Origin of the sequence: Emergencia timonensis, from assembly GCF_900086585.1 — a bacterium.
GTDB classification, from domain to species: Bacteria; Bacillota; Clostridia; order Peptostreptococcales; family Anaerovoracaceae; genus Senimuribacter; species Senimuribacter timonensis.
Window position 1 is genome coordinate 1207428 of record NZ_FLKM01000009.1, and the last position, 26800, is coordinate 1234227.

Annotated in this window: 25 protein-coding genes; 9 read left to right on the forward strand and 16 right to left on the reverse strand. The window is 40.9% G+C overall.

Annotation, left to right across the window (positions count from 1 at the left end):
* Positions 1-59 precede the first annotated feature (59 nt).
* Entirely contained in the window at positions 60-971 is a 912-nt protein-coding gene (locus tag BN6539_RS16640) for a BRCT domain-containing protein (protein ID WP_227142646.1), read from the reverse strand.
* 607 nt (positions 972-1578) lie between these two features.
* Here BN6539_RS16640 and BN6539_RS16645 point away from each other — a divergent pair.
* The 8 genes from BN6539_RS16645 (at position 1579) to BN6539_RS16680 (ending at position 11244) form a co-directional block, all read left to right on the forward strand.
* The gene (locus BN6539_RS16645) at positions 1579-2502 is read left to right on the forward strand and encodes a fumarylacetoacetate hydrolase family protein (RefSeq protein WP_067541081.1); all 924 of its coding nucleotides are present in this window, start codon (positions 1579-1581) and stop codon (positions 2500-2502) included.
* Positions 2503-2578: 76 nt separating this feature from the next.
* Positions 2579-3871 carry a glutamine-hydrolyzing GMP synthase gene (guaA, locus tag BN6539_RS16650; protein ID WP_067541083.1) on the forward strand — a complete coding sequence of 431 codons (1293 nt, stop codon included), beginning with the start codon at positions 2579-2581 and terminating at the stop codon, positions 3869-3871.
* Between the two features lie 290 nt (positions 3872-4161).
* Positions 4162-5091, forward strand: coding sequence for a hypothetical protein (locus BN6539_RS16655; RefSeq protein ID WP_067541085.1), 930 nt, complete (start codon positions 4162-4164; stop codon positions 5089-5091).
* Positions 5092-5707: 616 nt separating this feature from the next.
* Positions 5708-6307 carry a type IV toxin-antitoxin system AbiEi family antitoxin domain-containing protein gene (locus BN6539_RS16660; protein WP_067541087.1) on the forward strand — a complete coding sequence of 200 codons (600 nt, stop codon included), beginning with the start codon at positions 5708-5710 and terminating at the stop codon, positions 6305-6307.
* Positions 6307-7221, forward strand: a complete 915-nt coding sequence (locus BN6539_RS16665; RefSeq protein ID WP_067541088.1) for a nucleotidyl transferase AbiEii/AbiGii toxin family protein — start codon at positions 6307-6309, stop codon at positions 7219-7221. The genes BN6539_RS16660 and BN6539_RS16665 overlap by 1 nt, the downstream gene beginning before the upstream one ends.
* Positions 7222-7460: 239 nt before the next feature.
* Positions 7461-7994 carry a methylated-DNA--[protein]-cysteine S-methyltransferase gene (locus BN6539_RS16670; protein ID WP_067541090.1) on the forward strand — a complete coding sequence of 178 codons (534 nt, stop codon included), beginning with the start codon at positions 7461-7463 and terminating at the stop codon, positions 7992-7994.
* Positions 7991-9985 (forward strand): methyltransferase domain-containing protein, encoded by a 1995-nt coding sequence (locus BN6539_RS22155; RefSeq protein ID WP_082907573.1) that lies wholly within the window; start codon positions 7991-7993, stop codon positions 9983-9985. Before BN6539_RS16670 ends, BN6539_RS22155 begins: the two co-directional genes overlap by 4 nt.
* 323 nt (positions 9986-10308) lie before the next feature.
* Positions 10309-11244, forward strand: a complete 936-nt coding sequence (locus BN6539_RS16680) for a YjiH family protein (RefSeq protein WP_067541091.1) — start codon at positions 10309-10311, stop codon at positions 11242-11244.
* Between the two features lie 177 nt (positions 11245-11421).
* Here BN6539_RS16680 and BN6539_RS16685 read toward each other — a convergent pair whose 3' ends face one another.
* From BN6539_RS16685 to BN6539_RS16700, 4 genes are all read right to left on the reverse strand, one after another.
* Positions 11422-12639, reverse strand: coding sequence for a tyrosine-type recombinase/integrase (locus BN6539_RS16685; RefSeq protein WP_001291561.1), 1218 nt, complete (start codon positions 12637-12639; stop codon positions 11422-11424).
* A gap of 81 nt (positions 12640-12720) precedes the next feature.
* On the reverse strand, positions 12721-12924 hold the full coding sequence (locus BN6539_RS16690) for an excisionase (RefSeq protein WP_000814511.1): 204 nt from the start codon (positions 12922-12924) through the stop codon (positions 12721-12723).
* Between the two features lie 460 nt (positions 12925-13384).
* Positions 13385-13615: a helix-turn-helix domain-containing protein gene (locus BN6539_RS16695; protein WP_000857133.1), complete on the reverse strand. Its 231-nt coding sequence runs from the start codon at positions 13613-13615 to the stop codon at positions 13385-13387.
* Positions 13612-14034 (reverse strand): sigma-70 family RNA polymerase sigma factor, encoded by a 423-nt coding sequence (locus BN6539_RS16700; protein ID WP_000804885.1) that lies wholly within the window; start codon positions 14032-14034, stop codon positions 13612-13614. Before BN6539_RS16700 ends, BN6539_RS16695 begins: the two co-directional genes overlap by 4 nt.
* Positions 14035-14538: 504 nt before the next feature.
* On the opposite strand from BN6539_RS16700, the gene BN6539_RS16705 reads away from it, so the two are divergent.
* Entirely contained in the window at positions 14539-14892 is a 354-nt protein-coding gene (locus BN6539_RS16705) for a helix-turn-helix transcriptional regulator (RefSeq protein WP_001227347.1), read from the forward strand.
* Positions 14893-14951: 59 nt separating this feature from the next.
* On the opposite strand, the gene BN6539_RS21985 is transcribed toward BN6539_RS16705, so the two are convergent.
* From BN6539_RS21985 to mobT, 11 genes are all read right to left on the reverse strand, one after another.
* A complete protein-coding gene (locus BN6539_RS21985; RefSeq protein WP_000336323.1) occupies positions 14952-15119 on the reverse strand; it encodes a cysteine-rich KTR domain-containing protein in 168 nt (55 codons plus the stop codon).
* A gap of 118 nt (positions 15120-15237) precedes the next feature.
* Positions 15238-17157, reverse strand: coding sequence for a tetracycline resistance ribosomal protection protein Tet(M) (gene tet(M) / locus BN6539_RS16710; protein WP_026389858.1), 1920 nt, complete (start codon positions 17155-17157; stop codon positions 15238-15240).
* Positions 17158-17172: 15 nt separating this feature from the next.
* The gene (locus tag BN6539_RS21990) at positions 17173-17259 is read right to left on the reverse strand and encodes a tetracycline resistance determinant leader peptide (protein ID WP_012386611.1); all 87 of its coding nucleotides are present in this window, start codon (positions 17257-17259) and stop codon (positions 17173-17175) included.
* A 274-nt stretch (positions 17260-17533) separates the two neighbouring features.
* Positions 17534-18448 (reverse strand): conjugal transfer protein, encoded by a 915-nt coding sequence (locus BN6539_RS16715; RefSeq protein WP_000975332.1) that lies wholly within the window; start codon positions 18446-18448, stop codon positions 17534-17536.
* A 14-nt stretch (positions 18449-18462) separates the two neighbouring features.
* The gene (locus BN6539_RS16720) at positions 18463-19464 is read right to left on the reverse strand and encodes a bifunctional lytic transglycosylase/C40 family peptidase (protein WP_000769868.1); all 1002 of its coding nucleotides are present in this window, start codon (positions 19462-19464) and stop codon (positions 18463-18465) included.
* Complete coding sequence (locus tag BN6539_RS16725; protein ID WP_430516984.1) at positions 19461-21626, reverse strand: CD3337/EF1877 family mobilome membrane protein; 2166 nt, start codon at positions 21624-21626, stop codon at positions 19461-19463. The genes BN6539_RS16720 and BN6539_RS16725 overlap by 4 nt, the downstream gene beginning before the upstream one ends.
* Before the next feature lie 14 nt (positions 21627-21640).
* Positions 21641-24088 (reverse strand): conjugal transfer ATPase TcpF, encoded by a 2448-nt coding sequence (gene tcpF / locus BN6539_RS16730; RefSeq protein WP_000331160.1) that lies wholly within the window; start codon positions 24086-24088, stop codon positions 21641-21643.
* Positions 24072-24464 (reverse strand): conjugal transfer protein, encoded by a 393-nt coding sequence (locus tag BN6539_RS16735; protein ID WP_000723888.1) that lies wholly within the window; start codon positions 24462-24464, stop codon positions 24072-24074. Before BN6539_RS16735 ends, tcpF begins: the two co-directional genes overlap by 17 nt.
* An 88-nt stretch (positions 24465-24552) precedes the next feature.
* A complete protein-coding gene (locus tag BN6539_RS16740; protein WP_000342539.1) occupies positions 24553-25050 on the reverse strand; it encodes an antirestriction protein ArdA in 498 nt (165 codons plus the stop codon).
* A 116-nt stretch (positions 25051-25166) separates the two neighbouring features.
* On the reverse strand, positions 25167-25388 hold the full coding sequence (locus BN6539_RS16745; RefSeq protein ID WP_001009056.1) for a hypothetical protein: 222 nt from the start codon (positions 25386-25388) through the stop codon (positions 25167-25169).
* Between the two features lie 42 nt (positions 25389-25430).
* Positions 25431-26621 carry a MobT family relaxase gene (mobT, locus tag BN6539_RS16750; protein WP_191619837.1) on the reverse strand — a complete coding sequence of 397 codons (1191 nt, stop codon included), beginning with the start codon at positions 26619-26621 and terminating at the stop codon, positions 25431-25433.
* Positions 26622-26800: the final 179 nt, after the last annotated feature.

Below are 26800 nucleotides of genomic sequence, written 5' to 3' on the forward strand. Positions count from 1 at the left end.
AATAAACATTGTTGTACATGTTTTATAGGGGATAATTCCCTCTATAGATTCACCTATGTTTATAAATCCTCAAGAACATCCCAAAAATCAATCTCATTTACAATTTTGATTTTACCTCCAGCTTTACGCAAATCTACAGCCTGCTCAATTTTACGCCCGTAACAGGAGTAAGCCCAACATGGGTTTCCGGCATTTCCAACAATGAGGTAATCAGTGTTTTTTGTAACTCGGTCATTATATGTACCACCGTTATTTGTTACGATTTCGGAAATTTTTTGTCTGGTAGCATTGAGAGACTTGCCGGTAAAGCAGAAGACCCTGTCAGCGAAATCAATTTCTTGGCATATCATGCACACACCTGAAATGGTATATTTCTCCTTGAGTTGATCAAGTTGAGGTTGATTGATATTATAGGACATAGACGTATCGATAAATTCGCCAATGAAGGCCATAAGCATTTCACGTTCTTCGGTGGTTATAACACCGTCCAGAAGAATTGCAGATACAAGACTTTCGATTTCGTCAAATGGATAGCATCCGGAAAGAAAAGAGTTGGCAGTCAACCATGTTTGCAGATGTTTTATCTCCTCATTTGTCAATTCTCCATCGGCCATAATACCATGTAAAAGGCCGAATAAAAATTGTATTGAAGAGGTTGTTAAATCATAGTACGATGCATCAGAAACAAAGTTGTTGCAGAGCCAGATAATATCGCTTGATTCTTCCAAGCTTATCACGCCATCTGCATAAGCAGATCGTATCATTGGAATGAGTTCATTGAATGGATGCTTGTTAATTAAGTGTTCATGAAGCAAGCACCAATTTGATAGTTCTTGTATCTCGTCTTCACTAATCTTAGCATCCGTCGTGATACCTGCCACAATCCCACTTAGCGTATTAACCGCCTTGTGTAGTTCCGCAGGTCCAGTAAATCTTCTGTAATCGCTGATTTCTTGCAATTTTGTCATCATATATCCTCCTATTTTTATACCTAAATGTTACAATAACCTTGTTGCTATTTACGCCACATTTAATGCGTCAAATATTATTATCGTACATATGACATTTCCTTCATTTGGTTCTCCGTGCTCTCTTTAATTATAACAAAATGTGGAACGTTTTAACACCATGAAATTGTTTATAGCGCTTTCTCATAAAGCAGTAAATCTTCTATCAGTGATGGGGATGCCTATGGATATAAAAAAATTGCTTTCCTGCTGACCGCGATGGATTCAGACAGTCTCAGGAAAACGGCAGAGAAGCTGGGTTACACACAGGTAGGGGGTTCCTTTGAAATCAATGAGTGGATATCTTGACGGAAGATTTATTTTTCGTAATCCTGCTTGCAGGAAAAGTAACCTTATTGCAAACTTTGCATTTCACTGAAAGAGGAAAAAAGGGATGAATGGCTGATCAGTACATTTCTCAGGTGCCTAAAGGAGACAGCCGGAAACGACTGTCAGCATGGATACTATCAATTAAAAAGATAAACCATTTGTGTATTCTTATATCCCTTTTATAGGATCTGTGCTAAACTGTAAACAGCAAAAGATTAGTGAAGCGAAGGAGGAGATACCAATGAAATTAGCAACGATTCGTTATCAGGACAATGTCCATGCAGGGCTGGTCAAAGACGGGAATTTCTACAGTTTTCAGGGAATTGACGAGAGATTGCCTAACGACATGATAGAATTTATCGAGAAATATGAGGATTGCAGACCCCTTATTGAGGAAAAGCTGGAGCAGACCACGCCGACATGCAGCGTCAATGAGGCAAAGTTTCTGTCGCCGCTTCCAAGACCGAGGACGTTCAGAGACTTTATGAGCTTCGAAGAGCACGTCATCAACAGCGGTGAGGCTGCCGGTTTTGACGATGTCACCATGAAAAACATGCTCGCAGTCTGGCGCAGACTGCCTGCTTTCTACTTTTCTAACACCAACGTTTTCTTTGGCCCCGATGAGCCGATCAAAATGCATCCGCATTCGCAGCGCTTTGATATGGAGTTCGAGATTGCAGTCGTCATCGGAAAAGAGGGCATCAACATCTCCAAGGATGAGGCCTCGGATTACATCTTTGGCATGACGATTCTGAACGACTGGAGTGCCAGGGACATTCAGATGGAAGAGATGCAGATGCAGCTGGGACCGGCAAAGGGCAAGGATTATGCCAATTCCATGGGGCCAGTCATCGTCACCATGGACGAGCTGCAAAAGTACGCACTGCCCGACGATCCATCAAAATACGATATGGCGACAAAGCTGTACCGCAACGGGGAGCTGATCAGAGAGAACAACACGAAGTCTATCTACCACACTTACTGTGACTTGATCGCCTATTCCTCGCGCGAAACGAAGATCTACCCGGGCGATGTGCTGGGCTCCGGAACCATTGGCGGCGGCGCTATGTTGGAATATATGGGCAAGCAGCCTTTTGTCCATGCAGGTGACAAAATCGATATGGAAGTAGAAGGCATCGGCACCTTGAAGATGTCCGTAATATAGGGCGGTCAAATTTTTGTTCCGCTGGCAGCCAATTTGTGCTAAACTAGAAACAGATTAAACAAGAGGAGAAATGCTTATGAAACAAGATATGATTGTAATATTAGATTTAGGAAGTAGTGAGAATACAGCACTGGCAAGAGAAATCCGTGCTCTCGGCGTATACAGTGAGATTTACCCTCACGATATTACAAAGGAGGAGCTGCAGAAGCTGCCTAACGTAAAGGGCGTGATTTTGTTCGGCGGTGAACATCGCAATGTAGACGGCAAAGACATCGATGTTCTGCCGGAAATTTATGATGCCGGATATCCTGTCATGGCCATCGACCATGCACCAGCCCTCTGTGAGACCAAGCTGGCGGCGATGCCGACAGAGGAGCAGCTTCGCGGATTCGTCTTTGACATCTGCAAAGCGGACACCAACTGGAATATGAAGAATTTCGTCGCTGATCAGATTGAGTTGATTAAAGAGCAGGTAGGCGACCGCAAGGTCTTGCTGGCGCTGTCCGGCGGCGTGGACAGTTCTGTGGTAGCGGCGCTTTTGATTAAAGCCATCGGCAAGCAGCTCGTCTGCGTTCACGTCAACCACGGCCTTATGCGAAAAGGGGAGTCAGAGAGCGTGATCGAGGTGTTCAAGAACCAGATGGACGCCAACCTGGTCTATGTTGACGCCAGCGAAAGGTTTCTCGGAAAACTGGCGGGCGTCGAGGATCCGGAGCAGAAGCGCAAGATTATCGGAGCGGAGTTTATCCGCGTATTTGAAGAGGAAGCCCGAAAGCTTTCCGGTATCGATTTCCTGGCACAGGGAACCATCTATCCTGACATCGTAGAGAGTGGAACTAAGACAGCAAAGGTGGTAAAATCCCACCACAACGTTGGCGGACTTCCGGAAGACCTGGCGTTTGAGCTGGTTGAGCCGCTTCGCCAACTGTTCAAGGACGAAGTGAGAGCCTGCGGCGTGGAATTGGGACTGCCGTATGACATGGTTTATCGTCAGCCGTTCCCGGGACCTGGACTGGGCGTTCGCTGCCTGGGCGCGATCACAAGGGACAGGCTTGAGGCTGTGCGCGAATCCGATGCGATCCTCCGCGAAGAGTTTGCAAAGGCCGGACTGGACAAGAAGGTATGGCAGTATTTCACCATCGTTCCGGATTTCAAGTCTGTAGGGGTGAAGAACAATGCCAGAAGTTTCGAATATCCGGTCATCATCCGTGCCGTCAATACCATAGACGCCATGACTGCGACCATCGAGGATATCGACTGGCCGATCTTACATAAGATTACAGACCGCATCCTGGCAGAGGTCGAAGGGGTCAATAGAGTTTGTTACGATATGACGCCAAAACCGTGCGGGACCATTGAGTGGGAATGATAAATATTGAAATTTTAACGTTTATAGCGTAGAATATGAAAAATGGGCAGCCATGAATTACTGAAAAACAGTAATCGTGGCTGCCTGCTTTTTTGCAACATAAGGAACATTGTTTGAAGGGCGTACTATCTATACGATGAAGCTGTGAATCGTTATATTTTGAAAATTTTACCGAACTTATGTAATCTAATCTCAACAAAAGCAGCCATAGAAATTGTAAAAACTCATAATTCCATGTATAATGAAGATGAAATACCTGAGTATAAAAACTTAAATTTGAGGAGCGTATTATGGAAACATTTGATTTTACTTATGAATTGCCTGATAATTTTCATAAGCGTGTGGTTCAATTACTGCAACAGATTAGTAGTATTGATTGTGCAGAAGCATTTCAACGATGTAACGTTGAGTACGAGGTCATTGATTTTGCCTATTATGCTGGGCTAAAAGGTGACAATTGGAATAAAAAGGCGGTTGATTTTACTCTTGAGGGATTAAAAGACGATATATCAATATTACAATCTGAAGATAGCAAGCTAAAAGAAGCAATAGAAAAAGCACTTAAGCCGAATGAGTCGGGTTATCTTGTCCGAAAAGTCTTTTATTTTGATGGAGATATTTCTTTTGGAGGAACAAGAGTATCTCTGTCAAATGAGAAAAGACTAAATGATGATATAGAGACTTCTAATAATGTGCTTGGTGATTTGATACAAATAGGTGAGCGTATATGTTTAAACAATTTATTCAACGCCTCAAGTACTGAAAATAGTATTAATGACTATTTTAGAGATATGCTTACTATTAAGGAATACAATGAAGTAAAAGATCAAACTCGTCACGGCACGTCAATAAATCAAAAAGATGCTGGAGAGGTTGATATATTATTAACCAAAGATGGAAGAGAAATTGCAATATTTGAAGGATTGAAGTTAGACAGTGTGGATAAATCATATATTGATAAACATATAATTAAAGCTATTATCAATTATAATGCGTTAGGTACAGCGACATTTATTGTCGCTTATGTTAACTCGAAAAATTTTAAATCGTTTTGGGATAGATATTCTAATTACATTAAATTTTACGAATTTCCACTTCAAATAAAGAAATCGTTCAGTATATTAGCTCATCCAAATGCAGCGACTCGTATAGCAACTCTAATTCTTACAAGGGATGGATTTGACTTTCCGGTGTATTTTATTGCTCTTAAGATAAGTTAGTACTACAAATTTCTGTTTATTGGTAAAGTGCTTAAGGGCTAATTTCATGTTAAAAGTAACTTTTTGCATTTGCGTTTGAACAGAGAGGGGGAGGCGCTGTGACAACAAAAATCTATACGGTTTCGGAAATTCAGAAACTCCTGCTTTCAATCTTTCTAGAGTATGATGTCAAGCGTGCTGTTCTTTTTGGTGCTTAAAGGAAGTCTTTAGCTACAGCGAGTAGTGATGTAGATTTGCTAGTGGACGGTGGCCTTAGGGGGCTTAAATTTATCGGCCTGTCTGAAAAGGTGAGAGAAGTATTAGACAAAGAAATAGATATATTTGATATTACCCATATTGAGCCGCATTCCTAAATTGATTATGAGATAAAGAATACAGGGGTGCTATTGTATGAAAGATAGAAAGTTGAAATCGTTTTAGATGGCAGGTAATCTATGAGATTGCCTGCTATCTTTAGCTTATCTTATATTTATCAGTAGCACAACTTTATCCGCTCTTTTGAAAATAAGAACGAGAAGTAATGTTGACAAACCTTCTCTTTCTACGTATAATGATATTACATTACTTTATCCGCTGTTTGATCTATTAGAGGAAAGAATGATGTAGGTGTTTAGGAATGAAAGATACTACCGAATACAAAAAAATATTTGATCAATACGGTGGCATGATGCGGACGAAAGAGCTTCAGGCAGAGAATATCCTGTACCGGCCACTGCAAAAACTGATTGAACAAGGCCATGTAGAAAAAATCCGCTACGGTTATTATCAATGGGTCGATTACGAGGACTTTAGTGAAGTCGACATCGTGATCCGCCTATTCCCGGATGCGATCCTATGTTTTGATACTGCACTGCGGTATTACGGATATAGTGACCGTACTCCCGCCGATTGGCACCTGGCCGTCAGCAAAGATTCTGGTAAATCGCGGTTCAAAATCGACTACCCATTTGTGAAGCCGTATTATGTGGAGCCCGCGCTTTTGCAACTTGGACTGACTACCGGCGAGATTGACGGACATGAAGTTCGCATCTACGATAAAGACCGTCTGATCTGCGATTGTTTGCGATATCGCAACAAGATGGACAAAGAAATTTTCAATAAAGCGATACAGAACTACATTGCAGATCCAAGTAAGCGTATTCCCAAACTATTGGAGTATGCTGAGGCACTGCGGGTCAAAAAGACCGCAAAAGATTTGATAGGAGTGTGGCTATAATGGCAGATCTTGCAGCTTCTGTACTTGCAAAACTGAGAAACAAAGCAAAGGCTTCCGGCACCAGCTATCAGCAATGCCTGCAGCTATTTTTTCAAGAAGAATTCCTGCGTAAACTGGCGGGTTGCAAATACGTGGAAAACTTCATCCTCAAGGGCGGTCTGTTTATCTATACGCTGACCAACTTTGAGAGCCGTGCCACCGTGGATGTGGATTTTCTTATGCGGGGTTTGAACAATGATCTGAACCGAATGGATGAAATCATTGCTGACATTCTTTCAGTGGATACTGGCAATGACTTCGTGACCTTCCAGGCATCCCAGGCGAAGCCCATTGCGTTGAAACAGAAGTATGATGGAGTCAGCACTCAGATTACAGGCTATATAAAGAATGTCCGTGTACCTTTCAATGTAGATATCGGCGTGGGAGATGTTATTATCCCTAAAGCAGAACGGCGCAATATCCAGACGCAGCTTGATGGTTATGAGAAACCGGAGATCCTTACCTATTCGCTGGAAAGCACCATAGCGGAGAAGCTCGACGCCATTCTGCAGCGCTTTGAGCTGACGGGCCGTATGAAGGACTTTTACGATATTTACTATCTGTCTAAGACTTTTGATTTTGACGGGCTGAAGCTGGAGACGGCGATTCAGGAGACCCTGCAGAACCGAGGCACAGCCTATGAGAAAGGCAGCTTTGACCTTGTGCTGGCTCTGGCTGATGATGCTGATATGCAGACTAAATGGAGGTATTTCCTCAAGACTTTGGGCGATGCACCTGTGCCCTTTTCGGAGATCATAGAGGGAATAGATGTATACTTGGGACCAGTGTGGGAAGCAATCGTTGCTGAAAACGAGTTTACAAAGAAGTGGAAGGCATCGGAAGTGCAATGGCAGAGCAATCTGGACAAAGTATGAGCATCTGTGTTATACTTTTCCTAGCAATTTATACAGGAGAAGAATCATGCTGTTTAACGTTTTGCCAGGGAACTTTTTTCTGTTTTGTCAAGTAAGAACAAGACGCTCTATTGGGAGTGTATCTTTAAGCTGTTTACGATCACAAGTAAACGGTTTTCTTTTGGTTTGAACAGAACCGGTAATCATTCTCGTAAGGTTTTTCGTGCACACATCAACTGATTTTTGGAGGTGTAAACTTTATGGACTATACATATCATTACAATTCACTGCTAGGCGGTATCACCCTTGCAAGCAATGGGACAGAGCTTACAGGGCTTTGGTTTGACGGACAGAAATATTTTGGCGCTACACTCCCAGTGGAATATGAGGAAAAATCTTTACCGGTCTTTGAAGAGGCTGCCTGCTGGCTTGACATTTATTTCAGCGGCAAAGCACCCGACTTCACACCACCGCTATTGACAAAGGCGACGCCGTTTCGCCAAGCAGTGTGGGAAATACTGCTGACGATTCCCTATGGCAAGACTATGACTTATGGCGAGATTGCAGATAGAATTGCGAAACAAAAGGGACTGTCTAAAATGTCTGCACAGGCTGTGGGCGGTGCAGTAGGGCACAATCCGATTTCGCTGATCATCCCTTGCCACCGCGTTGTCGGCACAAAGGGCAGTCTGACAGGTTATGCGGGCAGTATTGACAAGAAGGTACAGCTCCTCACGTTGGAAAAAGCAGATATGTCCTCTTTTTTTGTACCGAAGAAAGGAACTGCCCTATGATTTCAACAAATGCGAAGGCAATACAAGCATCTTTTACCCGGCAGGCAGAGAATTTTGAAACCAAAGCAATGAGCTTTTCAAAACAGGAATATCTGGAGCATACCGTTTCTTGTGCCAATCCGAAAAAGACGGAAACTGTGCTGGAAGTAGCGGCAGGCACCTGCGTTTGTGGACGCAGCCTTGCTCCTTTGGTGCAAAAGGTGACTTGCCTCGATATGACGGCGGCTATGCTGGCAGTTGGAAAAGATATGGCGGAGAAAGAGGGACTCTGCAATATGAACTTTGTCCAGGGTGACGCCGAGAGGCTGCCCTTTTTAGATGACGGCTTTGACATTGTCATCTCTCGTCTTGCATTCCATCATTTTGCTAACCCAAAGCGCTGTTTTTCAGAAATGGCAAGGGTTTTGAAGCCAGGCGGCAAGCTCGTGGTGATCGACATGGAGGCGGCAGAAGAAACTCTGCGCGCTGTTGAAGACGAAATTGAAACCCTGCGCGATCCATCCCATATGCGCAATCTCAGCAGAAATGATTTTGCAGGACTATTTGAGAATTATCATCTGACCATCACGGCTGCAGACTGCACTGAAATTCCGGTATCCTTAACCGCCTGGCTGGCCCTTACACAAACGTCTGAGGGGGTGGCTGCAAAAATAACACAGCGCCTTCGAGACGAGATGGCAGGGGGATCTTTGACCGGGTTTCAGCCCTATGAGAAAGACGGAGAAATCTATTTTAATCAGCGCTGGCTGATGATGATTGGAGAAAAAAGCAGCCTCCCGAGACGCCTGAAAGACGCGATCGCAAAATGTACAGAGGATTTCGACAGCTTTTATCTCTATGACGAGAGCGGTATCCATGCACACATGGAGCGCCTGAAATCAAATTTCCCCAATGTCGATTTTCTCTACTCCATCAAGTGCAATTCCAACCCCCATGTTTTGCGCAGCATCTTTGCCGCAGGCTTTGGGGCTGATGCGGCGAGCATGGGCGAAGTGATGCTGGCAGAGAAAGCAGGCTTGACGAAGGAGGATATCTTTTATTCTGCCCCCGGAAAGAGCAGGGAGGATATCGAAACGGCAGTTTCCAGGGCCGTTTTGATTGCCGACAGCATCGACGAAATAAAGCGGATAGAGGCGGCAGCGGAGCGGCTTGGAGAGAATGTGGAAATCGGAATACGCTTGAATCCTGATTTTTCTTTTGACGGCAACGCGGGCCGGCCGTCAAAATTCGGGATCGACGAAGAGCAGGCGATTGCATTTCTAAAGAGCAGTGACTTGCGCCGCATCAAAATCACGTGCATCCATGTCCATCTCAAAAGCCAGGAGCTGGGGGCGGATGTGCTTGCCTCTTATTACAGTAAAGTGCTCCGCCTGGCGGAGAAGTTTGAGAACCTGTGCGGCGGGTTGAAATACGTGAATATGGGATCGGGAATGGGGATTTCCTATTCCCCGCAAGATACGCCACTGGACGTGATGAGGCTTGCCGAGGCTGTCGAAAGCCGGCTGAACACCTTCCGCACCCGCTATCCGAATACGAAGATCATCATTGAGACTGGCCGATATGTAGTAGGCAAGAGCGGTTTTTATGTGACAAAAGTAGCAGATCGAAAGACCTCTTACGGAAGAACTTATCTCATTTTAAAAAATACATTGAATGGATTTCTGCGGCCATCGCTTGCAAAACTAGTAGCACATTATTCTGGCGAAGCGTCTCCGGATGGATCAGAGCCACTGTTTACATCGACAGATGCATTTGAATTTCTGACATTGAAGGAGGACGCTCGGTTAGAAACTGTCACTTTGACCGGCAATCTCTGTACTGCTTCTGACGTTGTAGCAGAAGATCTCCAGATGCCGCACCTTGTATGCGGAGATTCCGTGATCATCACCAACGCCGGAAGTTATGGAGCGGTTTTGTCACCGATGCAGTTTTCTTCCCAGGAAAAGCCAATCGAACTCTTCCTGAACAAAAATGGACAAATAGAAAAATAAAGCGCCGTTAGAGGCAGGCTTTATCTAAATCTCACTTTTGAGAAACTGTTAATTTATTATGGAACGAAAGGTTTGAGGTTGAACCCGGAACCCTTTAGAAAAAAATTATCCGTGTATACTTAGGGCATCCATCTTTAGGCTGTCGCATTAACAAGGAATGACTGTTAATGCGACAGCCTCTTTTAATGTGCTCATAGACTGAAGTAAAAATTTAGGATAAAGAGGTAAAGATGGAACAATTTTAAGACAATGCATCATGTTAGAATACATATAAAGCACTAGTGTAAATGAAATTTAAGCAATATTATACGAGGAGGCGTTTTATGGACAACAACAAAAACCCTGTCATGACGAATGAGAAAATTGAAAGATCGAAATATGTCAAATTTCTTCTGTTCTCTGCAATCGGCATTGCGATGTTCCTGATTCCGGTTTCTAAAGATGGAAACATTACAGTGTTATCAGCGTTTATTTCAGACAGTATTATCTCATTTGCAGGCGACTACCTGATGTGGTTTGCTGTTTGGATTACAGCCCTATGCGGAGTGATGTCGCTGTGGACAAGCATATTTAAGCCGAAATGCATCATGAAGCATGAATTGCTGAAAAGCTGGTTTTACACATCGCCTTTGTACTACATCAGCAGGGCGGCAGGCGGTGTCTTTGCCGTCATGTGCGCATACAATGCAGGGCCGGAATTCATCATCGGAGAGGCGACCGGGCAGACCATTTTAGGAATTGCAAAGCCTTTGGTTGCGGTTTTGCTTTCAATTATATTTTTTGTGCCGTTCCTTACAGATTATGGACTGATGGAGTATATCGGGGTGTTTTTAAGAAAAATCATCAGACCGCTGTTCACACTGCCGGGCAGATCGGCAATTAACCTGATCACTTCATGGTTTGGGGCGTCAAATGCCGCTGTGATTATCACAAACCTGCAATATGAAAAAGGTTATTACACCAAAAGAGAGACTGCGGTGATTATTACCGCATTCTCTGCAGTCAATATACCGTTTTGTCTTGTCATTTTCGAAACAGTAGATGCAGCATCCTATTTCGTGCAAGGATATGCAACCATCTGCATTGCCGGCATTATCTTGGCAATGATTACGCCGCGCATCTGGCCTCTCAGAACGATGCCGAATGTGTATGCAAAGGGAAAAGAAAAGGCGAAGGTAAACGAGGAAATTGTCCCAGAGGGGATGAAACCTCACCGCTATGCGCTGAAGCTGGCAACGGATAAGACAGAAGATTTTTAATATAAACAAAGTATAAATTTCTAATTATCTTTTTATATTTTCTTAAATGCTCGTAAAGCCTTATTCTATGTGCTTTCGAGTATTTTTACTGTAGGAAGATACTTCACGTTTCTTTGCATATTTCCTCATGTCTTAGCTGTCAGAAGTGGTAAATAAGTAGTAAATTCATTTGTACTACTAAGCAACAAGACGCTCCTGTTGCTTCTCTTTATTCAAGCGTTTCATTTCTGCCATTGCAGAATCGAATGTTGCATGTGCGTAATAGTTCAGCGTCATGGCTATATTAGCATGTCCCATAATGTACTGTAATGCCTTTGGATTCATTCCTGCATTTGCATAGTTGGTACAGAATGTATGTCGCAAACTATGTGGAGTGATGTGTGGCAATTTATCCTCGTTATACTTATTGTATTTCTTAACAAGACCTTTCATCATGCCGTTGTAATCACTTGCCACTTTTGGATAGTTCTTTCTATTAAGAAAGAGGAAATCACTATATCCATCAATCTCAACACGCTTATCATTCTTTCGATTCGCTAACACTCGCTTAAATGCTTGATAGGCTTCTTCAACCATAGGAACTTGACGTTCGCCACTTTTGGTCTTTGGTGTTTCAATGTAGTACCCAATTTCAGTATCTCTCAATAGCTGATGGTCTATATTGACAAGACGATTCTCAAAATCTAAATCTGGAAGTGTCAAACCACCAAACTCTGAAATACGAAGACCTGTTTTTAAGAGTATCAGAATTTCATCATAATTTTTGCTGTAGGTTTTATCAGCTTTTGCAAAGGCTAACAGTTTTTCTTCCTGTTCTTCTGTTAGTACGGTCTTAGGGACAGTATCATCATCAAGAACTGCTTTCAGTTGAAAGTCAAATGGATTCTTCCGAACACAATCATCTTGTATAGCAATATAGAATGAAGCCTTTAAAGAACGTTTGTAGTTATTGATGGTTTGATAAGCATAACCATTTTCACTCATTCTAATAGCCCATTCTTTAGCGTCTGATGGCTTAATACTGTCAATACTTCTTACACCTAACTTGTCTTTCTTCAAAATATCCATAAGATATTTGCGTCCAGTTTCAGTGTTTTTTCTAACCTTTGGTCTTTGAGCGTTCTGTTTTGCGTAAAGCTGGCAGAGTGTCATTTTCTTTCCTACAACATCAATACCATCATGAATGTCTTTCTGTAACTCTGCGATTTTCTCTCTAAGTGAGATACAATCACGCTTTCCTGCTGGTACTCGGTCTGTAGCCACAAGTTTCCACGAGTAAACAAATTGCGGTTCTCCAAATGAATCTATATATTTGTATAAGTATCTTCCGTCTTTTCGTTGGCTCTCTCCAGTCTTTAAGATTCGACCTTTATTGTCACGTCTTTTTTCTGACATGGCATTTGCTCCTTTCCTTTATGGAAAGAGCCTTGATACGACTTAATACTATTTTATCATATACAAGACCCTTTGGCGACGCTAGATTGCGTCCAATGTATCTATAATTTTTTCAAATTGTTTTCGTTTAATCTGAATACGATTGCCATTCATAATCAGCCAATTTGCATTTTTATTTTCCTCTGCCAAGCGTCGTAGCTTGTTTTCGCCAATACGAAAATATTTTGACGCTTCTTCAATGGTTAGGGTATAACGTTCCCAAATAGGAATGTCAGTCTGCTTCATAAAATCCTCCTTTCCAAATCACTTATTTGGATTTCATAAAAGTTGTTTTACCAGCAATCGAACAGCTTTAGCAAAGCTCACGGGAGTTCCACCCCTGCATGGTTCTCATGTAGCCATACTCATTGCCTGCGACGGTTTTATCACGCTCGGACTATTGACTGTATGGGAGTATCATTATCACGATAAGAATGTCGTTGCAGGCAATCCTGCTAAAGATTGCTTCTCGGATCACTAACATGAATCGCTCGCTATCTTTATAAGATAGGTCATGGCGGTTAGTTCCGTTGGCTCTTTTCTTATCGAAACGTATTCGATTACTTTTATTCAGTTTTCAAAGAACAATGGCTCGTTAGCCTATCAAAACACATTGAAAGCTCAATATGCTTTGGTGGAATAACAAACCTCCCTGTTCGGGAAGCGTGGAATGGTTTAGCACGCTTCCACGAAAGGAGAGAGGATATTACTTAATTTCAAATGACAAAATCTTTGTAATCAGTCTGGTTTCCATTCTTCCACGTAAGACTTCATCAACGACCATACTTTGATTGCCATATTCATCTTTCATAAGTCGTAGGGAACGCTTCGTTATGTACCCTCTGTAATGATGTAGAATCTGGTTAATCGCTTCGGTATCGCCATCTGTTGCCTTTACAATGAGAGGAAAGGGAATCATAGGATATTGTGTTTTCATTCTTCAAATTCCTCCATAAACTTTTTAATTAAGGCTAGTCCACTGGTTCTATGCCGATAGACAGTAGAACGGTTCAATTTCAACAGGTCTGCAATTTCTGAATCGCTCATGTCCATAAAGTAAAACAGCAGTAGAATTTCACGTTTCTTGTCTGGCAACTCACGTAATGCTTCACTCAACAAATCATTTTCAACGCCTACTGATAACCCATTGAGTGTAAAAATCTGAAAGTCAGTTGAATAGTTATCTGTTGTCGCAAACTGGCTAACAAGATAATCGCCAACATCCGAAAAGGACACCTCACGCTTTGCAATCCTTGAAAGATAAAGCATATAATTCTTTCGCTCGTCTTCCATAGCACGTTTACAGATATAGTCAAACTGATTTTCTATTGTGGTCTGAAAAGAAGATGGTTTCATGTTTCTCACCCCCTTTCTGTCTAGGAAAGGAAGTGAGCCTTGCTCGTTTATCTCCTTTCACTCTTAGTCCCAATGTGAAAGGGGGATTTGTTGCATTACTGATAAATAAACTTTGTAAAAAAGTTCTGAATAGCCAAAAAAGCATATAAACAGATTTATTTCTCTGTTTACATGCTTCTGTTATTCTATCTATATGATTTATAAAACCACATTGGTGGACGTACTTATCTATTGCAGATAGACGACTTTTTTTGACAAGAACCCAATGTAAGGAAATTTATTGTATATGATGTACTTCATGGCGACGTTGACCTCCAACAAACCGCCATTTGGAAGTAATATACAATATTTTAACAGCGTAAATAGCACTACCATATAACGGTTTTTTTTATTGGCGTTTAGTAGTGCTTTTTATTAAATATAAACCTATAAACCATATAACACGTTTTTCTATACCTGTTTTTAATTCAGTAGGAACAATAAAATGTATAGAGGTGGTCTACTATGCGTAAAAAAGAAGATAAATATGATTTTAGAGCCTTTGGTTTAGCCATTAAAGAAGCTCGATTGAAACGAGGTTTAACTCGTGAACAAGTGGGAGCATTGATTGAAATTGACCCACGGTACTTAACTAATATTGAAAATAAAGGGCAACACCCCAGCATACAAGTTCTTTATGACCTTGTATCGTTACTTCATGTTTCCGTTGATGAATTTTTCTTACCTGCTAATAACTTGGTAAAAAGCACCCGACGATTACAGATAGAGAAATACATGGATAGCTTTACAGACAAAGAACTATCCTTAATGGAATCTTTAGCCAGCGGTATCAACGAAGCAAGAAACATCGAAGACTAATTAAAAGAATCCATACATAACGGAAAGAGCCGATAAAATGAGATTGTATTAATCTCATTTTATCGGCTCTGCGTCTTTGCGTCTGGCTCTGTAATCACAGTTACTTTGAACTGCTTTATTTCAATTAAATTTTCTTGTCTGCATTTCGGACAATAGAGGGGGAATTTTTTTAATTCAGTATCTTCCCTTATCTTTAATCGTGTTTTATTTCCACATACAGGACACAATATCCACTTGTAGTTTATAATAACTATCTCCTCCTTTACACTTTAATTCAAATCTTTATTAAAAAATATTTCATCTTATTTAACAAGAAACCATATTTATATAACAACATAAAATACACTAAGTTATTTTATTGAACATATATCGTACTTTATCTATCCGACTATTTGGACGACGGGGCTGGCAAACAGGTTCACCGGTAGTAACATGGTACCCTTTTAACTCTGTTAAACAAACACTACGTCCATTTGTAAAGAAAGTTAAATCACTACGATATTCTTGAATACACCGAGCAGGGATTTCTCCACTAAGAATGACCTCATTATTTTTCAATTGAGTGTCTACGATGTTCGCACAATATTTAGGAGCATCGTTGTATGCTCGTGAAAGATATTCCTGTGGCGCATAAATTTTAAAACTAAGATATGGCTCTAACAATTCTGTTCCAGCTTTTTTTAAGACTTGTTCCAATACAATAGGAGCAAGCATCCGAAAATCTGCTGGGGTACTAACAGGGCTATAGTATAAGCCATACTTAAAACAGATTTTACAGTCCGTCACATTCCAACCATACAATCCTTGTTCACAGCCATAGCGTATCCCCTCCATAACTGCATTTTGAAACGATTGATTTAAGTATCCAAGAGAAACCGAGCTCTCATACTGTACTCCGCTCCCTAATGGAAGCTGTGCTACAGATAGACCAATGGAAGCCCAGAAAGGATTCGGTGGAACTTCGATGTGAATGGTATACTCTGCTTTTTTTAACGGTCTTTCCATATAAATGACTGTAGGCTCTTTTATTTCTATCTCCACATGATACTTTTCTTGCAGCAGAGCACAAGTCACTTCCATTTGTACTTTCCCTAAGAAAGAAAGTATGATTTCATGTGTCGCAGAATCCACATAATATCGCAGAAGCGGGTCACTGTCGGAGATTTCTAAAAGTGCATCAAGTAACATTTCCCTTTGTTGAGGTTTGCTCGGTTCAACAGTCGTTTGCAGCAGAGGGAGGGGATTTTCAATTCTCTCTCTCTGTGGCAATAGCTTTGTATCTCCAAGAACACTATTTAACTTCAAAAACTCATTCTGCAAAATAACAATTTCCCCGGAATAAGCCTTATCGATTTTACATAATTCACCATTTATTGAAGTATACATTTCTGTAATTTTTATTTTTTCCTTTTCCGATATTCTAACCGAATCTCGCAAATGCAGTACGCCACTATAAAGACGTATATATGCAAGACGCTGTCTTTTTTCCGAATACTCAATTTTGAAAACTTTTCCGCAAAGTTCAGACTGACCTCGATGTGTTGATGAATAAAATTTATTCGTAATCACTTCTATAAGGTTATCAATCCCTATATTGTTTTTTGCACTTCCGTGATAAACAGGGAACAGGGAACAATTATGAAATCTTATGCTTTCCTCTTGTTCGAGTTCTAATGCTTCCAATAATTTCCCAGACGTATATTTCTCCAAAAGGTAATCATTTCCTTCTATTACCATATCCCATTGTTCAGATTCGGTAAAGTTCATTACACGCATATTAGGATGCAGTTCTACCTTCTGTTTGATTACAATTTCCGCAGAAAGTTTCTCTTTAATATCCTGATAAACCGTTGATAAATCAATTCCATTTTGGTCAATCTTATTGATAAAAAAGATTGTGGGAATACCTATTTTCCTAAGTGCATGAAACAATATACGAGTTTGTGCTTGTACGCCATCTTTTGCAGAAATCAGTAGAATTGCCCCATCTAATACTGATAATGAACGATATACTTCTGCTAAAAAATCCATATGTCCTGGCGTGTCTATGATGTTCATCTTAGTATTTTTCCACTGAAAAGAGGTTATCGCCGTCTGAATTGTAATTCCTCTCTGACGTTCTAAAAGCGTATTATCCGTTTTCGTTGTACCTCTGTCCACGCTTCCTAATTCTGTAATCGCTCCACTGTTATATAATAAGCTTTCTGTTAAGGTAGTTTTTCCCGCATCAACATGAGCTAAAACTCCAATATTAATAATTTTCATGTGATTTTCCTCCATTCAAAAGCCCAAAAGGGCATAAAAATCCCAGTGATAAATACTCTTATCACTGGGATTTTTATGCATAACCATAGGCATACAAAGCATACAGATATTCTCCGGATACTTTAGAATCACATGATAAAGGTATTCTTAAACTGGGTACAAAAAACTAAGCCCTCCTAAAAAAGGACATCCAATTATTTGTTCCCACTATCAAATTGACAGTTTATTTAAGAATACCTTGCCGCATATTTATTAACTCCTTTTAAATAGATACTTAAATAATAGCACGTAAGAGCATATTTGTAAAGGAATCTCCAATTTTTTATCAAAGAGAGTACGTGATTACAAAATAGCTGTAATAATGTACCAATATTTGTTATTCTATAATCTTCCAATTACTCCCGTTCTTTTCAAGTACCAAATCAAATTGAGATACCTGCGTTGCTTTGGTCTGCTGGTCGATATACTCCACTGTCAGCGATACCGTGACTTGATTATCCTTACGATTGTGAATAGGATTTACCAGTTCTTGAAAGATGTACTCTTTTCCGATTGGTTTTAATATCCCGTCATTCACATAGTAGGAAAGTTCACTGGCTGTCGCTGTAGGATAGAGCTTGAAGAACGTCGTTAAAAACTCATTGATTTCATTGGTTGTAATGGAATCAACCGTCCCCTCACTTTCAATGGCTTTTGGTTTATAACTTGATTTCTTAGGTATGTTGGTAATGGTCGGATTCTTAACCAGTACCATATTTCCAGAACCATCTACATAGACACTCACTATATAAGCAGAGTGGACGGTCTTTGTATTTTCTCCCTCTGTAATGAGCTGGTCTACACTGTAGGTTACATTAAACTCATTGTCGCCAGTTGGCTCTACCGTCCATATCTGAAATCCTCTTACAGAAGACGATACAGGAATATCTTTGCGTACTGTATCAACATTGAGAGCTTGAAGTTCATCTGTCAGATAGCCTTTTAGACTTTCCATTCGATTATCAATGGACTTATCGGATTGCTCCCATGAATAGTAGACTTTCGCAAAGTTCTCTACAAAATTTTCTACATGATGAGTATCAACGTATTCCTTTTCTATGATAGTTGTTTCGTGAATAGTATGAGTATCTATAGCTGTAAAGTGCTTGAATATCGCAAAGCTGAAACTAAGCCCTAAAAGTACCCACAAGGCAATCACAACCTTTTTATGAGGATTGACCTTATAGACACGAGGTTTCTTTTCCTTTGGTATCTGTTTTTCTTTATTCTGATTTTTTCTAAATTTCATCATTAAATCTTCCTTTCTCATTGTTTGATTCGTCCTGCTCCCACTAAATGCTGTTGCCAGTAGGGGCTTGTTAAGTCGGCATAACCGATTGGGTCGCCTGCATGAAACATACGGTTATTGCCAAGGTATATCCCAACATGAGTAATATAAGAGCCAGCGTTATAGGTAGAATGAAAGAAAACCAAATCGCCAGCTTGTGCTTCCGATAGTGGGATATGCTGGGTCACATCATATTGCTGTTGTGCGGTTCGTGGTAAGTTAATTCCAGCTTTTCCATACGTCCATTGTGTCAGTCCGCTACAATCAAAAGAAGTAGTCGGGGAAGCTCCACCGTAAACGTATCGCCAGCCCTCATATTTCAGTGCTTCGTCCATGATGGCTTGTACCGTATCATCATCAAACTCTGTTGTGACAAGATACTGCGTTACCAGTTGCACATAAAACATATTGCCATAGTTGTATCGCCAGCCCCCATTGATAGGTATGGCTATGGGATTGGGGTAAGACACTTTTTCGCCACCTGAATACTCTTTTGAGAAACTTTGAGCCAGTTCAAAGGTATATTTATTTCCACGATTAGCCACATACCCTAAGAAACCACCACCATAATTGTAGGACTGGATAACCGATTCTAAATCTACACTGAGCCTTTCGCTACTGGCTAATAATTCACTGAAATACTTCACACCTTGCTTAATGGATTCTTCTGTACTCAATGAATTAGGTGGAAGACCGAGGGATTCCGAGGACTGCATAACATCTTCCGCAGTACCGCCCGATTCCACCTGTATAATCGCAAGAAGTATGTTGACATATTCTTCAACGCCATATTCTTTGGCATATTTTTCTACCATAGGCTTATGAGCCAGCACTTCTGCGGAAACATTCACACCTCCATAATGAATATTGGAAATTCCGCTGTCCTGTTCATCTGAAAATAAAATGGCAACAAACAGAAGCAGTGAGAAGACCATCAAGAATAATCCAGAACCACCAATCACTAAAGTTTTCAACTTCATGGTTTCTTACCGACTTTCTTAATGGTGGCGGTTTTGATTGGTGGTCTACTTCTTGTATTTTGTAGTGGTACTCTTTGAACAGTAGACGGACGTTCTTTTGTGATTGGACGTTGTGAAGTTCTATCTGCTGTAGTGGTTGAAGTTGCTGGCTTTTGAACGGTTTTTTCTTGAACGGTATTGCCTTGGCGTTCCACTTTTGGACTTGAAAAATCGGACTTAACTGCTGGACGCTCTTGTTTGGCTTGTTGAGATTCCTTATATGAAGTCTGAATATTAGACTGTTTTGAGGTCTGTTCATCATGATATTGTTCTTGTCTTGTAGTCGGTCTTTCATGAACAGAAGAAGCAGGCTGTTTTTTCTGTTTGACCTGTTCCATTTCAGAGCGACGCTTCGCAATGGTTTTTCGCCTTTGTTCCTGCTGTTCCTTGCGTCCACTGGCTCTGTCCGCTTTGGTTTGAGAAATACTACTGGTTAAATCACGGACATTCTCTTTTACTTTGGATTTTCCTTGATATACTGCATATCTTGCATTGGTCGGCAAATCTTTAACCTGTTCTTTCAAACCACTAGCAGTGTCTACCATTCTGTCTTTGGTATCAGCTACTGTACCGATGGTTTGACCGATACGTTTTCCAAGTGTTGATTTTTCCTTTCCGTCTGGTCGGGAGTGATCTGCTTGTGTCCTTGCAGAACTCCCCGAACCCGACTGTCCTTTTTTACCTGTAACAATGGCAGACCCAGCCCCTAGAGTAGTCATGGAACGTCCAAGTTTCCGCTGTAGACGGTGCATGTGAGCGTGCATAAGCATACGAGGTTTTCTCATCACACGACTTCCCACACTTTGAGAATCGTTACTCTGTAGAGAAAACATACTCATTAAATCGCCCAGCTTGAAGTAGATTCCTGCAAAGGTCACAATCTGTAGAAAAGCAATCAAAAAGAACGGATAACCAGCCGATAAGGTATAGAGCATGGTTGAAATACTAAATGCTGTCGTAATAATCAATGTGATTCCAGCTCGTGTCAAAATGGTATTAAAGAGCTTTGTTATGGCTCGTTTTGACATACCATCAAATGATGGAATCATGCTTAAAATAAAGCTCACAGGCAGAAACATAGCATAGATGATAAAAAGTACCTGCGAGAAAATCATGATTCCTGTTAATAGGAATACAAATATGGAAATCCCAATATTGAAGACAAATAGGAAGAAGACTGTACCTAAACGGTTAATGGTCTTTGTAATGGTTAGATTGGTATTGCTTCTGTCTTCAATTTCTTCCGCAACAATTTTTTCTCTGTCTTCGCCATTGTTGGAATCTGGGCTGGTGGAGAGCAGGCTTTCCACACGGTCAATACCGATACTTTCAATGTCTGAACTGTTGTATTGAAGCAGTAGCCACGGTTGCTGAACCTGTATGGAAAACAGGCTATCTCTGATTAAGTCCACGCTGTCCTTGCCTTGACTATCGGAATGGGGCATGACAATCTTCGTGCCAAGTGATAAACTGGCATTACTGATGTCTGATGAAAAGTCATTGATTTTTTTAATGTAGTCGGGAGCGTAGGCAATAAAGGAAGCCGATAGGATAAACACCAGCACAAAATTCATAATGGCATGAATTGCCTTTGTGGTTTCTCTCTTTATCAGTCCCGTATAGGCAACATAAACCCCAAGAACCAAAATCAAGAGTAAGAGGAATCCAACATAGAAACCCTCTGTTGAAAATCCGTTTGCACTCACACCAGCTAAGGTCTGCATATTCTTACCAATGGAATCTGCTGTAGCGGAAATGAAGTCTAAGGAATAGGCTTCCTGTACTAAGTAACCTGTCGCATTGGAAACATACAAACTGATTGTCCAAATAAAATTGGTAATGGCATATAGTCCATACATGACCTGTTTTCCAATCCCGTCCGACCAGTTCCACGGAAGCCAGCCCCAGCTATTATCCACATAAAAATCCAGTTGATAGTTTTCAAGTGGGTATCGGCTGTATTCATTTGCCACATTGACCGTATCATCTACCAAGCCCGCAGCTTGAACCACCGTTCCCAGCATGGCTAAAAGAAAAATGGCAATCACAAGTGTGAAAGCCACTGTCATTGCCACTTTACCTAGACGTTTCAGCGTCCAGTTTGATTTTATTCTGTTTACTATTGATGGTTTCACATTTACACCTCTTTTCGCACAGGTGGTCTGGTATCAAAGGCATGGAGCAGTTCTTCAAATACAGGGTGGAACTGTATCACACCGACACGACCATATAAATCACTGATAAGGCATTGCCCGTTTTCCAAATCACGCAATCGCTTCTGATTGTTTTCGTCCTCTGGGTCTACACCAAAAAAGGCTAAGGTCTTTTTAATCTCGTTAAGGTCAGTGGAACGAAATGCAAATTTTAAGCCGAGGTTATTTTTCAGTTTTTCATCTAAGAGGTCGTCTGTATTTTGGGTCACGAAATATACCCCAGCGTTCATAGCACGACCAGCCCGAACCAGCTTCATAGATAGTGTTTTTCCTTGTGCTACCTGTAAAAAGCTCCATGCTTCGTCTAAATCTACAATCTTGAAAATGCTTCGGTCTGTATGGATAAAGTCTAAAGCAAAGGTACTAATGACAATCAGCATAGCAACGGATAAAAGCTCCATAGTGGTATATTCCTCAAAGGAAGTTTCCTTGTCGGGAAGTACCAAGTCCGCAACCTGTATAATGTTCAGTTGTTTTTCTAAGCTGATAGACTGCTCCACATAACCATTACTGAATAATAAATGTGCAAAGTCATAGTCTGTAAAACTTTCGATATGGTCGGCTATACTGGTACTTAGTGGCGTATTCTCAACCCGTAATTCCTCAATCACTTTCATCAACCCTCGTACTTCACTATTGGTTACTGCACGAATGGCTTTTCTAAGGATTGGGAAGCGTTCCCCATCACGAGAGGAAATCCCCGTAAGGAATGTCAGAATATCAATAGCCAGTGATTCAGAATCTTTGGGATTTTTCATAATCACATAAGGGTCAAGTAAGCCTTTGTTTTTCTCATCAGAAGTCAGAGTGACGATATTGATTTCATGGGAAATCTCTGGCAAGGTTTCTTTCCATCTGCCACGTTCTGCTTTTGGGTCTACAATCACTGCTTGTGCCCCATAAAGCACCGCATAATAGACGATAAGGTTATTCGCAAAGGATTTACCACCACCCAGCGAACCAACAAAAGCCGACGCTAACGCATTGGTTACTGAACCCTTAACCCCTTGACTGGCAAGAGCAGGTTTCAGATAGACATTGCGTCCAGTATCTAAGCTGTAGCCAACATAAATCCCCTCATTTTCCCCCAGCATTTGAGTAGCACCAAAACCTAAACCAGCGAGGAAATCAGAGGTCACGTATTGAATATAATCATTCATATAACGCTTGCTGGCAGGTAAAAATTCTTCATGTAAGCCGAGCATATCCCCAAATGGTCGTACCAGTTTTACGCTTAAATCGTCATAAAAATCTTTCACTTCATTACAACGACGTTTGAGTTCGTCAAGATCATTTGCTGATACCCTTACCACATAAGACAGCTTGTACATAGATTCCTTGCTTTGGTCTAAATTGGTTTCCAGCTCATTCACACTTTCCAGAGCTTCCGCCACATTGGAGCTGGTTTCATTATCACTTTGCCAAGCGTGGTTATCCAAGTCTTTCAGTTCTTTCTTTTTATTGCGGACAGTAGATAGGGCTTTACGATTCGCTACAATTTCCACATTCATTGACGTATCAATCGGGAATGTAAATTGCTGTTGCTGGTAGTAGAAGATTTCAGAGGACGGGAAGTCCAGTTCTCCGACAATGCTGTTAATGGTAAAGTAAGCTACATAGACGGTTTCATCTTCCTGCTGGATTTTCAAATATCGCTGTTTTTCTTCCACCAAACAGCGAGTAGGCTTAATCAAGTCATAGTATTTAATCAGCGTTTCATTATCCAGCTTTTTCTTTGATAGATGGTACTCATACTCTTCATAGGCAGTGCCTGTCTGTCCGTAAAGGTGTTCAATCAGATAGCCGAAGTCGTCCTTATCTAACCTGCGGATTTTGAAACGACGAGAGATTTTATTTTCTAAGAGCTTTTCCATCTTCTGAAAACGCAGGATTTCATCATTACTCATACTAACAAAATCGCCCATCAGCTTATGGTTCACATCATAGACAAAATCAGACAAAGCATTTTTTGCTTCAACGGTAAGACTTTTCATAGAAAACTCCTGATCGTTGAGAAGCAACTTAAAGCCGATAAAGAAACGGTAGTTCACTTGATTTTCGCCAATCATGGATATTAAAGCGTCTGTCTGTTGGTCGATTTTGTCATAGGCAACCGCTTTGAGCTTGCCAGTGACTTCATTTTTGGAACGCTCTTGTGCAGAACGTATGCTGGATTCTGTACTGATTTGTAAAGCATGAATTTTGCCATCACGATTTTGTGCGATAAGCTGTCTGAAAGAATCATGCACTTGTATTTTCTGTTCTGGACTTAGAAATGAGTAATTGTAAGGAACAAGCTCATAGTAAGCATAACATTCCCCGTCTTTATTCCAGACGAGATTGTTTTCAATGTATTTAATTGGATATGCCATAAAATTCACTCCTAACTGCTGTAATGGCTTCTTGTGGCTGGTTTCTGCCAAGCGTTACTTTTTTTCCTGCATAGGTCAGCTTTGGTCGCAGTGCATAAGCAATGACAGACTTCAAAAATCCATAAGGCTTTTTACCATCAAAAGTTTTTGTAGACATAAACCATGTGAAAGCCACAGGAATCCCAAAGTATTTGAGAAATGCTCCCTCTATCATGGAAAGAGGGGGCAAGTTGCCAAGTATCATCACTGCAAAGAGTGACACGACAAACCATGTCATTTGCGTAAAGGTTATGGGAAACGGAAGTCTAAAATCATTGATAGAATACAGTACCTTTTCCACAGACCAGATACTGGTATAGCTTCGTATTTTCTTCATGTAATCAATCCTTTCATAAAAAATAGGGGTAGCTGATTGAGCCACCCCGTAAAATAGAAAATCTGCCAGTAGTAATGTACCGACAGATTTAATAGACGATTTCAAAAATCCCATGATTGGTTGAGATAAACGTTCCTGAAAGGTCTAAATCCCGACCATAGGCTTGATAATCAATATAGTTTTGAAGACTAGCTGGTACTTCGCCTAAAGCACCCGTTTCTTCAATGTAGTAGCGTGCCACGTCATACATATCATCACAATCGGAATGAATGATAATATCCTCTTGATGTTCGCTTAGTTCTTCAATGCTTGAAAAATGAGTGAGCAGAGCAGATAGCTCCGATTGTAATTCTTCGGGTAATTCCGATACCATTTCCCATAGTCGATTGAGTTCGCCAATGGAAGTGTATTCGTCAACCGTAAAGGGTAACTCGTAGTCATGAATGGCGTATTCCTCATATTCATCATTCAAGCCGATTTTCTCTTTGACTTCCTCAAAGTCAATGGGAAAGGTAAACCACGCACCGACCAATTCGCCCTCATTGTATTTGCCTAAATTCGCAATATAGACTTGCATATCGTCCATATATTCACGTCCTTTCTTTGTAGAGATTCAAAAATCCCTACCGCACTTCGTTTGGTGTACCATTCCTTTGCGGAACATAAGAAAACCACTTATATTCCACAAAAGAACGGTTTTATTTAAGCACCAATAATGCGATTGAATAGCTCTAGTAAAATGTCTTTTACTCCAGCAGCGTTGAAGACTAAGCCAACCGCAATAATCGCAATAATTAAAAAGCCAATCAGTTTGCTAAACTCACGCTTGAAGCCAAGATACAAGCCAATCACAACGATTGCTAAAAGCACCAGTGATTGAGCGTTTGATAGAAACCAGTTATAAAGGTTTTGTCCAAAATTCATAAAAATGTTCTCCTCTCTATATTCAATGAATTTGTATTTGAGTTATTTTTTTGTTGTTATCACGTCCTGTTCTTTTACTGACTGTTGCTTCAAAATCTGCTTGTGTCGGTCTGTCAGTTTCGCATGGTCGAGAATGTCTTTTACAACCTGCGTCTGGTTGATTTCATCAAGTTTAATCGCAACCTTTAAGGTCGGGGCAACTTGATGAGATAGCCAGTTCAGCGTCCTTTGGAAGGAGTAAGGCTCTGGTTTTGTGGTTAGTTTTAATCGTTCACGATTGTTCCCAATAAACCAAGCCCATTCTTCATTCAGTTTCCAATCAGAACGAGGTTTGGAATCGTCTTTATCTACAAAACGGATATACCGATTGATAATTTTAAAGGCGGTATGCTCTGGATTGTCATAGACGAGTAAATCACGGACTGCATAATAGGCACGCTCATTTTTCAATCGAATCTCAAAACGGTTTTTTACTTCTGCGTCTTCAATGGGAATATCATTTTTCTTGTACTGCTCGTAGTCCTTTTCATAGATACAGAAATAAACTTCACTTTGTAATGAACCGATATAGAGGGTGTTTCCCATACATTCCTTTTCCTCTTTGCGTACCAGTTCGCCACTGCGATAGCTTTTAAAACTGCGGAAGACGGAGATACATTCTTCCTGTTGGCACTTTTCAGTGAGTACAGGGATATTTAAAATCCCTGTCTTATCGTTAATGGCAAGGTCAAGGCGTTTCATCACACCGCCAGCCACCAAAACGTCCATAAAGAACTCATACCAGCTTCTTTGTTGTGCCAGAAGATAGCTTTCAAATTGTCTGCACCCACGACCTTTCAATTCCACCAGAACTCCTTTGTCCAGTTCATGGGAGCAAAGGACGAATATGTCGCCTAAAGCATAATGCTCTGAATAAGAATAGAAACCATAGTCCTCATGAAGAAAATAGGACAGTTTCAGTTGTAAGATGTTTTCGACCACCTGCTGTACGTCTGTTGTCGGAAAGCGAATTCTTACATAATCAAACAGCATTTCAAGGGGAGCGTCGGGATTGAAGCGTTCCAGAGCTTCCCAAAGGGACTGCTGTAAATCCTCTGATGGCTTGACTTTTCCTGTTTCAATATCGCTTAGATACTGCCTTGTAATACCAGTCGCAACAGCTAAACGGTTTTGAGATAGTCCATAAGCCAAGCGTTTTTCTTTTAAATGCTGTAACCAAGTTTGTTCATTCAGTAAAAATCCCTCCAATCAAAAAGGCGTATGTCAACTTTTAAAGCCCATTTGACATACGCTGAAATTTTGTAAATCCCTTGTAACCAAAGGATTTTCTAATGTTTTTTTGACTGTTTCCTGTCGATTTGTACCCCCCTGTTAGATACGGGGGGTTAAGTGCTGGCGTGGCTATTGCCACA

Excerpts from the sequence above, each read along its gene's own strand:
- BN6539_RS16640 (WP_227142646.1), bottom strand. The coding sequence starts at position 971 with ATGATGACAAAATTGCAAGAAATCAGCGATTACAGAAGATTTACTGGA.
- tcpF (WP_000331160.1), bottom strand. The coding sequence starts at position 24,088 with ATGGCATATCCAATTAAATACATTGAAAACAATCTCGTCTGGAATAAA.
- guaA (WP_067541083.1), top strand. The coding sequence starts at position 2,579 with ATGAAACAAGATATGATTGTAATATTAGATTTAGGAAGTAGTGAGAAT.
- BN6539_RS16670 (WP_067541090.1), top strand. The coding sequence starts at position 7,461 with ATGGACTATACATATCATTACAATTCACTGCTAGGCGGTATCACCCTT.
- BN6539_RS21990 (WP_012386611.1), bottom strand. The coding sequence starts at position 17,259 with ATGCTTTGTATGCCTATGGTTATGCATAAAAATCCCAGTGATAAGAGT.
- BN6539_RS16700 (WP_000804885.1), bottom strand. The coding sequence starts at position 14,034 with ATGAAACCATCTTCTTTTCAGACCACAATAGAAAATCAGTTTGACTAT.
- BN6539_RS16665 (WP_067541088.1), top strand. The coding sequence starts at position 6,307 with ATGGCAGATCTTGCAGCTTCTGTACTTGCAAAACTGAGAAACAAAGCA.
- BN6539_RS16735 (WP_000723888.1), bottom strand. The coding sequence starts at position 24,464 with ATGAAGAAAATACGAAGCTATACCAGTATCTGGTCTGTGGAAAAGGTA.
- BN6539_RS16715 (WP_000975332.1), bottom strand. The coding sequence starts at position 18,448 with ATGATGAAATTTAGAAAAAATCAGAATAAAGAAAAACAGATACCAAAG.
- BN6539_RS16740 (WP_000342539.1), bottom strand. The coding sequence starts at position 25,050 with ATGGACGATATGCAAGTCTATATTGCGAATTTAGGCAAATACAATGAG.
- BN6539_RS16655 (WP_067541085.1), top strand. The coding sequence starts at position 4,162 with ATGGAAACATTTGATTTTACTTATGAATTGCCTGATAATTTTCATAAG.
- BN6539_RS16680 (WP_067541091.1), top strand. The coding sequence starts at position 10,309 with ATGGACAACAACAAAAACCCTGTCATGACGAATGAGAAAATTGAAAGA.
- BN6539_RS16645 (WP_067541081.1), top strand. The coding sequence starts at position 1,579 with ATGAAATTAGCAACGATTCGTTATCAGGACAATGTCCATGCAGGGCTG.
- BN6539_RS16690 (WP_000814511.1), bottom strand. The coding sequence starts at position 12,924 with ATGAAGCAGACTGACATTCCTATTTGGGAACGTTATACCCTAACCATT.
- BN6539_RS16695 (WP_000857133.1), bottom strand. The coding sequence starts at position 13,615 with ATGAAAACACAATATCCTATGATTCCCTTTCCTCTCATTGTAAAGGCA.
- BN6539_RS16720 (WP_000769868.1), bottom strand. The coding sequence starts at position 19,464 with ATGAAGTTGAAAACTTTAGTGATTGGTGGTTCTGGATTATTCTTGATG.
- BN6539_RS16705 (WP_001227347.1), top strand. The coding sequence starts at position 14,539 with ATGCGTAAAAAAGAAGATAAATATGATTTTAGAGCCTTTGGTTTAGCC.
- BN6539_RS16685 (WP_001291561.1), bottom strand. The coding sequence starts at position 12,639 with ATGTCAGAAAAAAGACGTGACAATAAAGGTCGAATCTTAAAGACTGGA.
- BN6539_RS22155 (WP_082907573.1), top strand. The coding sequence starts at position 7,991 with ATGATTTCAACAAATGCGAAGGCAATACAAGCATCTTTTACCCGGCAG.
- BN6539_RS16660 (WP_067541087.1), top strand. The coding sequence starts at position 5,708 with ATGAAAGATACTACCGAATACAAAAAAATATTTGATCAATACGGTGGC.
- BN6539_RS16745 (WP_001009056.1), bottom strand. The coding sequence starts at position 25,388 with ATGAATTTTGGACAAAACCTTTATAACTGGTTTCTATCAAACGCTCAA.